We start from the raw sequence: 14,643 nt of genomic DNA on the forward strand, positions 1-14,643 counted from the left end.
GGAAGCGCCATGTCCTCGCTTTACTGGCCCTACCTGATCGCCGACTACTACCGCGGCCTGGAGATCGTGACGGCGGTGGTCGGCGTCATCATCCTGCTGTCCAGCCTCGATGACCTGTTCATCGACGGCTGGTTCTGGCTGCGCGAGCTGCGCCGCGGCCTGACGGTCAAGCGCCAGTATGCGGCGCTGAGCGCCGAACAGCTGCGCGCCAAGCGCGAACAGCCGCTGGCGATCATGGTGCCGGCCTGGCTGGAATACGACGTGATCGCGCCCATGCTCGAAAGCATGGTGTCGACGCTGGAATACAAGAACTACATGATCTTCGCCGGCACGTACCAGAACGACGAACGCACGATCAAGGAAGTCGAGCGCATGCGGCGCCGCTACCGGCAACTGATACGCGTGGAGGTGCCGCACGACGGGCCGACCTGCAAGGCCGATTGCCTGAACTGGATCGTGCTGGCCATCTTCGCGCAGAACGCCAAACAGCCCGAGCCCTTCGCCGGCGTGATCCTGCACGACAGCGAGGACGTGCTGCACCCGCTGGAGCTGAAGTACTACAACTACCTGCTGCCGCGCATCGACTTCATCCAGCTGCCGGTGACCTCGCTGGAACGGGAATGGCACGAGCTGGTCGCCGGCACCTACATGGACGAGTTCGCGGAATGGCACACCAAGGACCTGGTGGTGCGCGAAAGCCTGTCCAAGATGGTGCCGTCCGCTGGCGTGGGCACCTGCTTCTCGCGCCACGCCCTGGAGGAACTGGCGGCGGAAACCAACAACCAGCCTTTCAACACCGACACGCTGACCGAGGACTACGACGTCGGCGCGCGGCTGGCCCAGCGCGGCATGCGCCAGATCTTCGGCAAGTTCGAAGTGGAATACGTGACGCGCCGCCGCTCGTGGTTCGGGCTGGGACGGGAGAAGGTCTCCGCCATCCGCATGCCGCTGGGCGTGCGCGAGTACTTCCCCAACACCTTCCGCACCGCCTACCGGCAGAAGGCGCGCTGGACCCTGGGCATCGGCCTGCAAGGCTGGCAGCAGGTGGGATGGACCGGATCGCTGGCCACCCGTTACCTGCTGTTCCGCGACCGCAAGGGGCTGTTCACCTCCTTCATCGCAATACTGGCCTATCTGCTGCTGGCCAACTTCTTCGTCTTCTACCTGGCCGACCGCTACGGCTGGTGGCAGGTCTATTACCCGTCCTACTTCCGCCCCGGCAGCTGGCTGGTGACGCTGATGTGGTTGAATGCGATCGCGCTGCTGCTGCGCGTGGTGCAGCGCGCCTACTTCGTCGGCCGCATGTATGGCTGGGAGCACGCCCTGCTGTCCATGCCGCGCATGATCGTCGGCAACTTCATCAATGCCATGGCGGCGGCGCGGGCCTGGCGCCTGTTCATCGGCCACCTGATCACGGGCAAGCGGCTGGCCTGGGACAAGACCATGCACGACTTCCCGTCCACCGACCAGCTCTCGCAGCAGCGCCAGCGCCTGGGCGACCTGCTGCTGTCCTGGCAGGCGATCGACCATGAAATGCTGGAGCGGGCGCTGGAAACCCAGGCGCGCGAAAAGCGGCCGCTGGGCGAAATCCTGATGGAGCAAGGCGTGCTGGACGAAAAGACGCTGCACGAAGCCCTGTCCTTCCAGCAAGGCAATCCCACCGACCACCCGCCCCCCGACGACCCGCTATCGCACAGGCCATCCGCTCCATGACCGTCCTTTCCCGCTCGCTGGCCCTCACCGCCCTGCTGATGTGCGCGGCGGCGGCGCCCGAAGCCGCCGCGCAGGCCGCGCCGACCGCCGAACGTCCTCTGGAAGGCGACGCTTACCAACTGGCCGACCAGGCCTACAAGCGATACGACGCCGGACACTACGAAACCGCCCAGGTCATGGCGGAGAACGCCATCCGGCTGCGTCCCGACGTGGCCCGCCTGCGGCTGCTGCTGGTGTACGCCCTGGAAAAACAGGGCAAGCGCCAGGAAGCGATGCGCGCTGCCGATGCCGCGATCGCCGACGGACTGGGTACGCCCGAATTGCGCCAGGCCAAGGCCAATCTGCAACGTCCGACGGCCACGGCCGCGACCCCGGCCGCCACTCCGAGCACTATCCCGGCCGCTACCCCGGCACCGGCCGCGGGGCAGACCGCCACGGCGGCGCAGCCCGCCGCGCAGCCGCCCGCGCAAACCCGCAAGCCCGCGCCACAGACCGCCTATCAACGGGCCTATCCCGTGGCGACCCGCGCCTACGCGGACTATGCGCGCCAGGACTACGCCGCGGCCGCCGCCGGCGCCGAACGCGCCTTCCGCGCCGTGCCCAAGCAGGGCGAATGGGCCTTGCTGTGGGTGGAATCGCTGGGCGCGCAGCAGCGCTACGAGGCCGCCAGCGCCGCGGTCGACCAGGCGCTGGCATTGGGCGCGCCCAACAAGGCTGCGCTGCAAGCCCGGCGGCAGGCCTTTCAGCGCCAGCTAACCGCCAGCCAGGCGCCCGCCACGCCCGCCCCCGGCAGCGTGGCCGCCACCGGCGCGTATGCCGCCTACGACAAAGGCGCCTACCAGGAAGCCATCGTCCTGGCCCGCCAGGCCGTGGCGGAAGCGCCGGACAACGCCAGCTATGCCCATCTCTTGACGACCACACTGGCCGCCGGCACCACCGCGCAGGCCGCCGAGGCGGAGACCCGTCTCACCGACGAGCTGGCCCGCCAGCCGGATTCGGCCGAATTGCTGGCGCAACGCGGCTACGCCCGCCAACGCCTGGGCCAGCCCGCGGGCGCGGTGTCCGACTTCGAGGCCGCGCGCGCCACCGGCAAGGCGCCACCGCGGCTGATCCTGGATCAGGCCTACGCGCAATCGGCAATGGGCGACAACCGCGCCGCCACCGACTCGCTCAAGCAGGCCATCGACATGGACGACGCCGGCCAGCTGGGCCTGACGCCGCTGGAACGCTACAACACACGCCGCGGCGTCGCCGACCTGTCGCGCGAATGGGGCGCATCGTTCTCCGCGTCCTACCGCGGCGCGCGCCCCGCCAATTCCAGCATGGGCGGCGCCGCCATCAACACGCCGGGCGACGTGGTGTTCAGCACCGCGGAAATCTTCTGGCGCCCGCCGCAGCTGAACAACCGCTGGGGCATGCTGGAAGCCTATGCGCGCAGCTCCAACACCTTGTACGACGGCGGCAGCACCTACGAATCGCGCAGGAACGTGGATCCCTGCACCGGAGAAAGCACGCCGGACAACCGCTCCGCCGACGAGCGCCTGCGCAATAGCAGCTCGGCCTCGGGCATCCCCAGCACCATCGGCGCGCTGGGCGTGCGCTACCTGCTGGCGGATACCGGCCTGACCTTCGGCATCGAGCGCCGCCAGTTCCTGGGATCGGCCACCCGCCAGGGCTATGCCTATCCGGAATCCAGCGCGGTGCAGTGCGCGGCGCAGCAGGCCTTCCACAGCGCCTACCCCAACCTGCAGGACCAGAGCGCGGTGGCGCGCTACAAGCTCAACGGCGATGCGGGCGGGTGGATGACCTACCTCACCTACGGCTACTACCAGGGCCGCGAGCTGCGGGTGGACGTGCCCAGCTGGCTCACCATCGAAGGCTACGCGCAAGGCGGCTACCTCTGGGACGACAACAGCGCCCGCTACACCGCGTACTCCGTGGACTCCAAGGGACAGCGGCAGCAGGACCTGGGCAGCGCGCCGGGCCGCCTCAAGCGCGACCAGGCATTCCTGTCCGGCGAATTGCGAGTGGGCCGCAGTTTCCGCGCCACCAGCATCAGCGACAAGCTGGTGCTGTTTCCCTACGCCGTGGTCGGCGCCGACTGGCTATGGCAGAAAAGCGTGGCCAGCCTGGACGGCCTGCCCGGCTACGGCAGCCAGTCCGTGGTGCTGTCCGACCACGGCACCTCGTGGTCGCTGGGCGTCGGCCCCGGCTTCAACGTGCGCTACTGGTTCCGCGAAGACCACTACAATGCGCCGCGCTCATATCTGGATTTTGGCGTCCAGTACCGCACCAGCATTGGCGGCGGCGAAAGCGACCGCGCCAAGGGCTGGTTCATGAACATGACCTTGTCTTACTAGGACGGCCCCAGCCTACAGCGGCCATTCCCGTCTGAGACGCTCGGCCTCGGGCGTCGGCCCGATCAGCCAGGGGTCGGCCGCGAAGGCCACGACGCTTTGCGCGCGGTAGCGCCGCGCGATGCGCAGCTGCTGGCGGATGCGCGAGGCTGAGGCGGAACGGGCATTGAATGTGGTGCCGTCCTGGCGTTCGGACGGCAGTTCTTCGAATAGTTCGACGATCAGGTCGAACGGCGCGCGGCGCGCCAGCAGCAGGCGGTGCAAGGGCTCCAGCGCCTCATAGGCCGCCATGCCCGACACGCCCGCTCCGTCCTGCAACATGGGCCGCAGCTTCACGGCATCCAGCAGTCCGCTCCACAGGTCAGCCAGGCTCAGCGGCCCGGGCAACTTGCTGTGATAGGTGGAGATGGTCGGCATGCGCCCGACCTGCTGCGCGAGCGGCTCCGCCAATCCACGCAGCCATTGCGCCAGGCGCTCCCGCCGTTCGGGCGTGGCCCAGCTGTGCTGCTCTATTTCGTACGGGATGTACCAGCCGCGGAAGGCCGCCAGCCCGGTCACGTCCGATGCCCGCGCGTAGGCCAGCGCCTGCTCCTGCGCGGCCTGCAGAAAGGCCGCCAGCGCGGCGTCATCCGGATTGCCCAGTTGCCGCCACCAGCGCTCGTCGTAAGGCAGGCCCAGTTGCAGGTCCATGCCCAGGCGCTGGGCTTCATCGAACAGCAGCGCCAGCGTGGCCGCCGGCAGCTGCCACGGCTGAGCGCCGCCGCTGGCGCCCACCCACTGGATGATGATCTCGCGAAAGCCCAGCCCATGCATGGCGGCCATGCGCTCGCGCCAGGCTTGCGGGCTCAGCTCCAGATGGCTGGGCCACAATTGCCAGAAGGTGCTTTGCAGCGACCAGGCCGGCGCACAGGCGGGCAGGCTGGCGGCCAGCGCCGCCACGCCCAGGCCGCGCAACAGGCGCCGCCGGCTGGGGGAAGCAGGCGCAAGCGCCTGCATGGACTGCCGGGCGATACGGATTACCCTGCGCGGTTGCCGAAGATGCCCGACAGCGACGCCAGCAATTCGGCCGGGTTGAACTGCTGGCCGCCCTGCACTTCGCCGTTGGGCGTGGCCTTGTCCACCAGCTGCGGCAGCAGCGAGGACAGCGAACCCAGCACGGAATCCGTGTCCTGGCCGGTCTTGGCGGCCAGTTCATTGACGACGCCGGGATCCAGCACGGAACCGAGCTGGTCGGCGCTGACGGGCATGTTCTGGCCCGTGCCCACCCACGAAGCCACGATCTCGCTCAGGCCGCCCTTCTGGAAGCTGGCGATCAGGCCGGTCAGGCCGCCCGGGTACTTGTTGAGTTGCTCGATCAGCGCGGGCAGCATCGAAGCCGAACCTCCTTGCTGACCGCCGCCGGCCATCGAGGCCAAGGTATCCAATAGGCTCATCATCGTGCTCCTGAAAAATCGGAAATCCAGTATAGGCCCATGCCCGCCGCCCTGTGTGTCATCTGAAGGATGACACCCCGATCTTTGCAAAACTTGTCTATCCGGCCCAGTCAGTTGGCGGGTTTGGCCGCCTGCAGGGCCTGCAGCGACTTCAGGCCGGCGCGGCCATCCGGCGGCAAGCCCAGCTCGCGCTGCGCCGATTGCAGGGCCTGCCGGGTGCGCGTACCGATCATGCCATCGGGTTCCCCGACCTCATAGCCGCGAGCAATCAGCAGGCGCTGCAATTCGCGCCGCTGCGCCCGCGACAAGCCCGGGTCATCGGTCGGCCAGGCTTGCGCCAGCGGACCGCCGCCGCGCAGCCGGTCGGACAGGTGGGCAATGGCCAGCGCATAGCTTTCCGCCGCGTTATAGGAGTACAGCGCGTCGAAATTGCGCGTGATCAGGAAAGCGGGGCCGCCGCGGCCCGCCGGCAGCAGCAGGCCGGCCGGCGTGTCGCCCGCAGGCAAGGGCTGCCCGTCGGCGCGCGTCACGCCGCGTCCGGCCCAGTACGACATCGGGCGCTTGTTCTTGCGGCCCGCACCCGAGGTATCCAGGCCGGCGGGCAGGCGGACCTCGTAGCCCCAGTGCAGCGCGCTGTTCCAACCCGCGCGCTTGAGGAAGTTGGCGGTGGAAGCCAGCGCGTCCGGCACGCTGTCGACCAGGTCGCGGCGGCCATCGCCGTCGAAATCCACCGCCAGCCGCAGATAAGTCGATGGCATGAACTGCGTCTGGCCGAAGGCGCCGGCCCAGGAGCCGACCAGGCGTTCGGGCGCGATGTGCTCGTCCTGGATGATCTTCAGGGTGGAGAAGAGTTCGCCGCGAAAATAAGCCTGGCGGCGTCCAAAGCAGGACAGCGTGGACAGCGACGTCAGCAAGGGCCTGCCGCCCAGCGTACGGCCGTAGTTGCTTTCCACGCCCCAGACCGCGGCGATGGTGGCCGGGTCCACGCCGTAGCGCGACGCCGCCCGCTCCAGGTCGGACTGCCAGCGCGCCATCCCCGCCTGGCCGTCCGCCACGCGCTCGTCATCGACCAGGCCCGCCATGTAATCCCAGATGGGCGTCTTGAATTCGGGCTGCGCGTCCAGCAGGCCGATCACGGCCATGTCCGGCGCCAGCCCGGCGGTGTGGGTGTCGAAGGTGGCGCCCGACACGCCGGCCTTGGTGGCCGGCGCGCGCAGCTGCGCAAGGCAGGCGGCGAACGCGTCGGCGGCCGAGGCCGCGGGCGCCAATGCAAAGAGCGCGGCGCCCGCGCATGCGGCCGCCAGCAGCGGCAAGCGGCGGGGCCGCGGCGAGTGGGTGAAAATGTCGATGCTCATGTTTTCCGTCTACCCGGCCTGCAGCGCGGCAAGCTCGGCGTCGTCGAATCCGGCGGCGCGGCGCGCCTCCAGGTTGAAAGGACCGCGCAGGCGGGGCGCATCGTGGCGCTGCGCCAGTTCGGCATAGCAGGCCACGGGATCCTTGCCCGCCTGCGCGCACAGATGCTTGTACCAATGGTTGCCGATGGCCACGTGGCCGATTTCATCGGCCAGGATGATGTCGACGATGGCGGCGCTTTCCGCGTCCCCTGCCCCCGCCAGCTTGGCGCGGATCGCGGGAGATGCATCGAGGCCGCGCGCCTCCAGCGTGCGCGGCACCAGCGCCAGGCGCGCCAGCAGATCCTGCTGCGTGCGCTGCGCCATGTCCCACAGGCCGTTGTGGGCGGGAAAGTCGCCGTAGGCATGGCCCATGGCCGCCAGGCGCTGCCTCAGCAGGTCGAAGTGGTAGGCTTCTTCGCGCGCCACGCGCAGCCAGTCGCGGTAGAAGGCTTCCGGCATGCCGGCAAAGCGCCAGATGATGTCCAGCGCCAGGTTGATCGCATTGAATTCGATGTGCGCCAGCGCGTGCAGCAGCGCCGCGCGCCCTTCCTGCGTGGCCATGGAGCGGTGCTTGACCTGGTCGGGCGCCACCAGCGGCGGCAGCGGCGGGCGGCCCGGCAGCTCGGCCACCGGCGCATACACCCTGCCGCAATCCAGCGCTGCGTCATCCGCGATGGCGCGCACCGCGGTCAGCTTGTCCTGCCAGGCGGTCGCGGCCAAGGCTGCCAGCGCCTGTCCACGCAGGCAATCCTGGCCTTGCCCGGCCGCGGCGGGGATCGTGTTGCTGTCCATACTCATCTCTATGCGGGGCGGACCCGCCGCCCCGAAATCCCTTGAAGGCGCAGCGGCCACAGGCTCCGCGCGCACACGGAGACTTTATCATTCACCCATGGATTCCCTGCGCCTCACCATAGAGACCGACCTGTCCCGCATCGATGCCCAGCAATGGGATGCGTTGGCGGGCGACCAGCCTTTTCTACGCCACGCCTTCCTGCGCGCGCTGCATGAAACGGGTTGCGCCGCGCCGGCGACCGGATGGTCGCCGCATTACCTGGCGCTATGGCGCGACGGCGCGCTGACTGCCGCCACGCCGCTCTACCTGAAATCGCATTCGCGCGGCGAGTACGTGTTCGATTACGCCTGGGCCGACGCCTTTCAGCGCCATGGGATGCGTTACTACCCCAAGCTGCTGTCGGCCATCCCTTTCACGCCCGTGACCGGCCCCAGGCTGCTGGCCGGCAACGACGAGGACCGCGCCACCCTGGTGCGCGGCCTGGTCGCATTCGCCGAAGAGATTCAAGTCTCGTCTCTGCATCTGCTGTTCCCCTCTGACGCCGACATGCGCGCGCTGCGCGAGGCCGGCTTCATGATCCGTGAAAGCGTGCAGTTCCACTGGACCAATGCGGGCTACGCGGACTTCGACGCCTTTCTGGCCACGATGAGCCACGACAAGCGCAAGAAGATCCGCCAGGACCGCAAGAAGGTCGCCGCCGCGGGGTTGAGCTACCGCTGGCTACGCGGCGCCGAGATCGGCGCGGCCGAACTGGATTTCTTCCATGAATGCTATTGCCACACCTATTTCAGCCACGGCAATCCGCCCTACCTGAACCGCGAATTCTTCCAGCGCGCGTACCGCGAACAGCCCGAAGCCTTCGTGCTGATCCTGGCTGAGCGCGACGGCCGGCCAGTCGCGGCCGCGCTCAACCTGGCGGGCGGCGACGCACTCTACGGCCGCTATTGGGGCGCCACGGAATACGTGCCGGGGCTGCACTTCGAAACCTGCTACATGCAGTCCATCGCCTATTGCATCGCCCACGGCATCGCCCGCTTCGAGGGTGGCGCGCAAGGCGAACACAAGATGGCGCGCGGGCTGCTGCCCACGCCTACCTGGTCGGCGCACTGGGTCGCGCACCCCGGCTTCGCGGACGCGATCCAGAACTTCCTGGACGAGGAAACGGCGGCGGTGACGGACTACCTGGGAGAGCTGGAAACGCACTCGCCGTTCAAGCGGCCGCGGGAAGACTGAGGCCCACAGCCTGTCCGCGCAGGAACAGGCTTGCGGGTGCAGGTGTTAGAGGAAGCGGTCCAGCAGCTTGCGGCTGTGCTTGTCCAGCGCCTGGATGTCGCGCACCAGGTAGAAGATGCCGTGGCTGTCGGCGATCAGCAGCGTCTGCGGGCTGAGGCGGCGGATGTCCTCTTCGCCGCGCAGCGTGAACGAGGTGGGGCCGCGGTCGGTCTCGACCTGCCAGGTGCTGGGCGTGGCGAAGGTCGAGACGCTGGCCAGCTTGCGGATCTCGGGCATGAATTCCCGGCTCGCCAGTTCTTCCTCGATCAGGGCGCGCTGCGGAGCAGGCACATCGGCCAGATGTTCGATCCAGACCAGTTCGTGGCCGTCGACCGTCACCAGCGACAGGCCCCGGCCCGGCTCGCTGATGGGAAAGGCGCGCACGGGCAGCACCCCTTCGTGCGTTGCGCCATCGGCGGATTGGAACTCCAGACGCCCGAAGGCGTTGCGGCGCAGCTGAAAAGACGGCAAGGTCATGACGATAATTCCGGTTCCGCGTCAGGCCACGGCGGCCATGTCTTCGCTGCCCGACGCCTGCGCGTCGGCCTCGGCCTGGCGCGCCTGCGCCTGGTACAGGCGGTAGTAGGCGCCTTCCCGGGCCATCAGTTCCTCGTGCGGCCCCTGCTCCACGATCTGGCCGCGGTCCAGCACCACCAGGCGGTCCGCCTTGCGCAAGGTGCTCAGGCGGTGGGCGATGGCGATCGTGGTGCGGCCGCGCACCAGATTGTCCAGCGCCTTCTGGATTTCCTTTTCAGTGGTGGTGTCCACCGACGAGGTGGCCTCGTCCAGGATCAGGATGCGCGGATCGATCAGCAGCGCGCGCGCGATCGAGATGCGCTGGCGTTCGCCGCCGGACAATGCCTGGCCACGTTCGCCGACCAGGGAGTCATAGCCGTGCGGCAGCCGCAGGATGAATTCGTGCGCATGCGCGGCGCGCGCGGCGGCCACGATCTCGTCGCGGGTGGCGTCCGGCTTGCCGTAGGCAATGTTCTCGGCGATGGTGCCAAAGAACAGGAACGGCTCCTGCAGCACCAGGCCGATGTTGCGCCGGTAGTCCGCCACGCGCACCGAGCGGATGTCGGCGCCGTCCACCAGCACCGCGCCCTCGGACACATCGTAGAAGCGACAGATCAAGTTGATCAGCGTGCTCTTGCCCGAACCGCTGTGGCCCACCAGCCCGATCATTTCTCCCGGGGCGATGGTCAGGTTCAGCCCGCGGATGACCTGCCGGTTGCCGTAGCGGAAGCCCACGTCGCGCAATTCGATGCGGCCGTTGATGTGCGGCAGCTTGACCGGATTCTGCGGCTCCGGCACGCTGGACACATGGTCCAGGATGTCGAAGATGCGCTTGGCGCCGGCGGCCGCTTTTTGCGTCACCGACACGATACGGCTCATCGAATCCAGGCGCATGTAGAAGCGCCCGATGTACGCCAGGAAGGCGGCCAGCACGCCCACGGTGATCTGCTTCTGCGACACCTGCCAGATGCCGAAGATCCACACCACCAGCAGGCCGACCTCGGTCAGCAGCGTGACGGTGGGCGAAAACAGCGACCAGGTGGTATTGACGCGGTCGTTGACTTCCAGGTTGCGGTTGTTGGCTTCGCGGAAACGCGCCACTTCGCGCTTTTCCTGCGCGAAAGCCTTGACCACGCGGATGCCCGGGATGGTGTCGGCCAGGACGTTGGTGATTTCCGACCAGATGCGGTCGACCTTTTCGAAGCCATGGCGCAGGCGGTCGCGCACGGCATGGATCATCCAGATGATGAACGGCAGCGGCACCAGCGTGACCAGCGCCAGCCACGGGTTGATGGACACCAGGATGACCGCGGTCATGCAGATCATCAGGATGTCGTTGGCAAAGTCCAGCAAGTGCAGCGACAGGAACACACAGATGCGGTCGGTTTCGCTGCCGATGCGCGAGATCAGGTCGCCCGTGCGCTTGCCGCCGAAATATTCCAGCGACAGCTGCTGCAGGTGCTCATAGGTGGTGGTGCGCAGGTCCGCGCCGATGCGCTCGCTGACCCAGGCCAGGATGTAGGTCCGGGCCCAGCCCAGGCCCCAGGCCAGGAAGGCAGAGGCCAGCAGTCCGCCCAGATAAAGGCGGACCTTGTCGTAATCGATGGGCGCGCCGTTCTGGAACGGAATCAGCACGTCGTCCATCAGCGGCATGGTCAGATACGGCGGCACCAGGGTGGCAGCCGTACCCAGCAGGGTCAATACGAAACCCGCCAGCAGCGGCCCGCGGTAGGGCCGGGCGAAGCGCCACAGGCGCAGCAGCGCCCAAGTGGTGGATGGCGCCGCCTGTTCCTGGTTGCAGGTCGGGCATTCTTCCTCGCCCGCCGGAATGACGTTATTACAGACGGTGCAGGTGCGCTCCGCCAGTTCCTCGTTCTGATGGCCGGACAAACGGATGGCCTGCTGGGTCTCGAACTGCGCCAGCAGCCGCAGCGCGGCCGGATTGCGGGCCAGCGTGAAGCGCCAGATTCCCAGGCGGGCCGTGTCGTCGTGCAGTTCCAGCACCGCGGCGCCCGCGTGGTCGGCAAGGTTCAGCTTTAATTGGGGGCCATATGCCCAGGATTCCCAGCGCGGCTCGTCGGGGTGGCGGGCCAGCAGCCGTCGGTCGGTGGCGGCGATCAGCCCCGGACGGAACTTCAAGCGCTGATCCAGGTCTATTTCAACCCAGGCCAATAAGGTTTCGCCGTCCGCCAGTTCGGCGCTGATTGCATCACGCCAGCGGGCAGGAAAGGCTTCGGCAAGGCCGGAAAGCAGGTTTGGTTTTTTCATTGGAACGCATACCGGGCCAGAACTCTGCCCTACTAGGCGGCAACCGGTTCGCTGCCTGGACTGGCGGCAAACGTGTCCCTTCCTTACAACATAACGATTTCACGCCTTGAAGGCGTCGTATAGTAGCAGCCGATTTTTCTAATTAGGAATATCTGGGATCCCCCACTCGTTGGCATTATTCTAAAGGCGCAACCCCAATAAATTCGCGGTCTTGCATAGGGGCGTCCGCGCGTGCCAACCTGCTTCTCTCGTAAATTAAAACATGAAAAAGAAAGACATTGAATTTCTCGATGTCGTGGCTTTGCGCGGCCCGAACATTTGGACGTATCGCCCGGTACTCGAAGCGTGGGTGGATATTGGCGAACTGGAGGACTACCCTTCCAATACCATTCCCGGCTTCTACGAACGCCTGACCGAATGGCTGCCCTCGCTGATCGAGCACCGCTGCAGCCCGGGGGTTCGCGGCGGCTTCCTGTCGCGCGTGAAGGAAGGCACCTGGCCCGGCCACATTCTTGAACATGTCACCCTGGAATTGCAGAACCTGGCCGGCTTGCGCGGCGGTTTCGGCAAGGCCCGGGAAACGTCGACGCGCGGCGTCTACAAGGTCGTCGTGCGCGCCTGGCAGGAGCAGGTCACCCGCGCCGCCCTGAACGAGGCCCGCGACCTGGTCATGGCCGCCATCGAGGACCGTCCGTTCGACGTGCCCGCCGCCATCGCCAAGCTGCGCAGCCTGATTGACAAGCATTGCCTCGGCCCCAGCACCGCCTGCATCGTGGATGCCGCCGACGACCGCGACATCCCCTACATCCGCCTGTTCGAGGGCAACCTCGTGCAGTTCGGCTACGGTTCGGCCCAGCGCCGCATCTGGACCGCCGAAACCGACCGCACCAGCGCCATCGCCGAAGGCATTTCGCGCGACAAGGACCTGACCAAGGAGCTGCTTTCGACCTGCGGCGTGCCCGTGCCGGAAGGCCGCCTGGTACGCAGCGAGGACGACGCCTGGGAAGCGGCCGAGGACATCGGCCTGCCGGTGGTCGTGAAACCCTATGACGGCAACCACGGCCGCGGCGTGTTCACCAACCTGACGACCCGCGAGGAAGTCGTGTCGGCCTATCGCGTGGCCGTGGACGAAGGCAGCGGCGTGATCGTCGAGCGCTTCGTGCTGGGCAACGAGCACCGCTTGCTCGTCGTCGGCGACCGCATGGTGGCCGCCGCCGCTGGCGAGCCGGCCTGGGTGACGGGCGACGGCAAGTCCACCATCACCGAACTGATCGACAACCAGATCAACACCGACCCGCGCCGCGGCCGCACCGAAAACCATCCGCTGAATCCGGTGCGCCTGGATTCCGCCGCGCGGCTGGAAATCGCGCGCCAGGGCCTGTCGGAAGACAGCGTGCCGCCCGAAGGCCAGCGCGTGCTGGTGCAACGCAGCGGCAACGTCGCCTTCGACGTGACCGACCGCGTGCATCCCAGCATCGCCGCCACCGTGACCCTGGCCGCGCGCATCGTGGGCCTGGACATCGCCGGCGTGGACCTGGTGGCCGAGGACATTTCCCGCCCGCTGGAAGAGCAGCGCGGCGCCATCGTCGAAGTCAATGCCGGCCCCGGCCTGCTGATGCACCTGAAGCCGGCCGACGGCACCCCGCGCCCGGTAGGCCGCGCCATCGTTGACCACCTGTTCCCCGAAGGCGACGCGGGCCGCATCCCCATCGTGGGCGTCACCGGCACCAACGGCAAGACCGTGGTCGCGCGCCTGGTGGCCCGCTTGCTGAGCCTGTCCGGCAAGCGTACCGGCCTGGCCTGCAGCGAAGGCCTCTACCTGGACCGCCGCCAGGTGCAAAAGGGCGACCGCGCCGACTTCGCCTCGGGCACGCGCCTGCTGATGAACCGCAACCTGGACGCAGCCGTCATCGAGAACGACAGCGGCGTGATCCTGGGCCAAGGCCTGGCCTACGACCGCTGCCAGGTTGGCGTGGTCACCAACATCGACGACGCCGACCATCTCGGCGACTTCGACATCAACGAAACGGAACGCATGTTCAACGTGTTCCGCACGCAGGTGGACGTGGTGCTGCCCAGCGGCGCCGCCGTGCTGAACGCGCGCGACCCGCGCGTGGTGGAAATGGCCGAGCTGTGCGACGGCGCGGTCATCTTCTTCGGCATCGATCCGGCCCTGCCCGCGATCACCGCGCATCTGCAGCAGGACGGCCGCGCCGTGTTCGTGCGCGACGGCAGCATCGTGCTGGCGCAAGGCGCCCGCGAGGAACGCCTGGCCGCCGTGGCCGCGATCCCGCTGACGCACGGCGGACGCGTGGCCTTCCAGGTCGAGAACGTGCTGGCCGCGGTGGGCTCCGCCTGGGCGCTGGACATCCCCGTGGAGCTGATCCGCGCCGGCATCGAGACCTTCGACATCGACCAGGCCGACGCGCCCTGGCAGTTCACGCTGTTCGAGCGCAACGGCAGCACCGTGGTGGTGGACGACGTGCACAACGCCTCGGCGCTGCGCCCCCTGATCGCCGCCATCGACCAGTTCCCGTCGACCACGCGCGCCGCCGTCTACTCGGCCGGCGCCGACCGCCGCGACGCGGACCTGATCGAACAGGGCAAGCTGCTGGGCGACGCCTTCGACCGCGTGGTGCTCTACGACGACCTGACCGTGCGCAGCAAGCGCCCCGAAGGCGAGGCGCGCGCGCTGCTGCGCCAGGGCCTGGCGCAAGGCTCCCGCGTCAAGGACATCCAGGACGAGCCCGACCACGGCAAGGCCATCCAGAGCCAGCTCGACAGCATCGCCGCCGGCGACTTCGTCCTGCTGCAATCCGACGAAGCCTTCTCCGGCCCCACCATCGATCTGGTCCGCCGCTGGATCCAGCAATACTGACAATATCTGCGCGCGCCCT

10 protein-coding genes are annotated in these 14,643 nt (G+C 67.8%); 4 read left to right on the forward strand and 6 right to left on the reverse strand.

All coding sequences use genetic code 11. The features are described from left to right. The first annotated feature begins 9 nt into the window (after window positions 1–9). Both HWY37_RS09645 and HWY37_RS09650 read left to right on the forward strand, forming a co-directional pair. Window positions 10–1,713: a glycosyl transferase family protein gene (locus HWY37_RS09645; protein ID WP_176088530.1), complete on the forward strand. Its 1,704-nt coding sequence runs from the start codon at window positions 10–12 to the stop codon at window positions 1,711–1,713. Beyond that, window positions 1,710–4,073 carry an NfrA family protein gene (locus HWY37_RS09650; protein ID WP_176088531.1) on the forward strand — a complete coding sequence of 788 codons (2,364 nt, stop codon included), beginning with the start codon at window positions 1,710–1,712 and terminating at the stop codon, window positions 4,071–4,073. Before HWY37_RS09645 ends, HWY37_RS09650 begins: the two co-directional genes overlap by 4 nt. A gap of 12 nt (window positions 4,074–4,085) precedes the next feature. Here the strand turns inward: HWY37_RS09650 and HWY37_RS09655 are convergent, their stop codons facing one another. The 4 genes from HWY37_RS09655 to HWY37_RS09670 are packed head-to-tail and all read right to left on the reverse strand — an operon-like array spanning window position 4,086 to window position 7,689. After that, complete coding sequence (locus HWY37_RS09655) at window positions 4,086–5,066, reverse strand: DUF4434 domain-containing protein (protein ID WP_176088532.1); 981 nt, start codon at window positions 5,064–5,066, stop codon at window positions 4,086–4,088. Between the two features lie 20 nt (window positions 5,067–5,086). After that, window positions 5,087–5,593, reverse strand: coding sequence for a YidB family protein (locus HWY37_RS09660; protein WP_258129010.1), 507 nt, complete (start codon window positions 5,591–5,593; stop codon window positions 5,087–5,089). Between the two features lie 20 nt (window positions 5,594–5,613). Continuing rightward, window positions 5,614–6,858: a lytic murein transglycosylase gene (locus tag HWY37_RS09665; protein ID WP_176088533.1), complete on the reverse strand. Its 1,245-nt coding sequence runs from the start codon at window positions 6,856–6,858 to the stop codon at window positions 5,614–5,616. A gap of 9 nt (window positions 6,859–6,867) precedes the next feature. Beyond that, window positions 6,868–7,689: a ferritin-like domain-containing protein gene (locus HWY37_RS09670; protein WP_175206370.1), complete on the reverse strand. Its 822-nt coding sequence runs from the start codon at window positions 7,687–7,689 to the stop codon at window positions 6,868–6,870. Window positions 7,690–7,786: 97 nt separating this feature from the next. Between HWY37_RS09670 and HWY37_RS09675 the strand changes: the two genes are divergently transcribed. After that, on the forward strand, window positions 7,787–8,923 hold the full coding sequence (locus HWY37_RS09675; protein ID WP_175206369.1) for a GNAT family N-acetyltransferase: 1,137 nt from the start codon (window positions 7,787–7,789) through the stop codon (window positions 8,921–8,923). A gap of 45 nt (window positions 8,924–8,968) precedes the next feature. On the opposite strand, the gene HWY37_RS09680 is transcribed toward HWY37_RS09675, so the two are convergent. Together HWY37_RS09680 and HWY37_RS09685 are read right to left on the reverse strand one after the other, a co-directional pair. Then, window positions 8,969–9,439: a cyanophycin metabolism-associated DUF1854 family protein gene (locus HWY37_RS09680; RefSeq protein WP_175206368.1), complete on the reverse strand. Its 471-nt coding sequence runs from the start codon at window positions 9,437–9,439 to the stop codon at window positions 8,969–8,971. A gap of 21 nt (window positions 9,440–9,460) precedes the next feature. Then, a complete protein-coding gene (locus HWY37_RS09685; protein ID WP_176088534.1) occupies window positions 9,461–11,746 on the reverse strand; it encodes a cyanophycin metabolism-associated ABC transporter in 2,286 nt (761 codons plus the stop codon). A gap of 262 nt (window positions 11,747–12,008) precedes the next feature. Between HWY37_RS09685 and cphA the strand changes: the two genes are divergently transcribed. Continuing rightward, window positions 12,009–14,624, forward strand: coding sequence for a cyanophycin synthetase (cphA, locus tag HWY37_RS09690; RefSeq protein ID WP_176088535.1), 2,616 nt, complete (start codon window positions 12,009–12,011; stop codon window positions 14,622–14,624). The last annotated feature ends 19 nt before the right edge of the window (window positions 14,625–14,643 follow it).

Source organism: Achromobacter anxifer, from assembly GCF_903652925.1.
In the GTDB taxonomy this organism is placed as follows: domain Bacteria; phylum Pseudomonadota; class Gammaproteobacteria; order Burkholderiales; family Burkholderiaceae_B; genus Achromobacter; species Achromobacter anxifer.

Excerpts from the sequence above, each read along its gene's own strand:
- HWY37_RS09645 (WP_176088530.1), top strand. The coding sequence starts at position 10 with ATGTCCTCGCTTTACTGGCCCTACCTGATCGCCGACTACTACCGCGGC.
- HWY37_RS09650 (WP_176088531.1), top strand. The coding sequence starts at position 1,710 with ATGACCGTCCTTTCCCGCTCGCTGGCCCTCACCGCCCTGCTGATGTGC.
- HWY37_RS09655 (WP_176088532.1), bottom strand. The coding sequence starts at position 5,066 with ATGCAGGCGCTTGCGCCTGCTTCCCCCAGCCGGCGGCGCCTGTTGCGC.
- HWY37_RS09665 (WP_176088533.1), bottom strand. The coding sequence starts at position 6,858 with ATGAGCATCGACATTTTCACCCACTCGCCGCGGCCCCGCCGCTTGCCG.
- HWY37_RS09670 (WP_175206370.1), bottom strand. The coding sequence starts at position 7,689 with ATGGACAGCAACACGATCCCCGCCGCGGCCGGGCAAGGCCAGGATTGC.
- HWY37_RS09675 (WP_175206369.1), top strand. The coding sequence starts at position 7,787 with ATGGATTCCCTGCGCCTCACCATAGAGACCGACCTGTCCCGCATCGAT.
- HWY37_RS09680 (WP_175206368.1), bottom strand. The coding sequence starts at position 9,439 with ATGACCTTGCCGTCTTTTCAGCTGCGCCGCAACGCCTTCGGGCGTCTG.
- HWY37_RS09685 (WP_176088534.1), bottom strand. The coding sequence starts at position 11,746 with ATGAAAAAACCAAACCTGCTTTCCGGCCTTGCCGAAGCCTTTCCTGCC.
- cphA (WP_176088535.1), top strand. The coding sequence starts at position 12,009 with ATGAAAAAGAAAGACATTGAATTTCTCGATGTCGTGGCTTTGCGCGGC.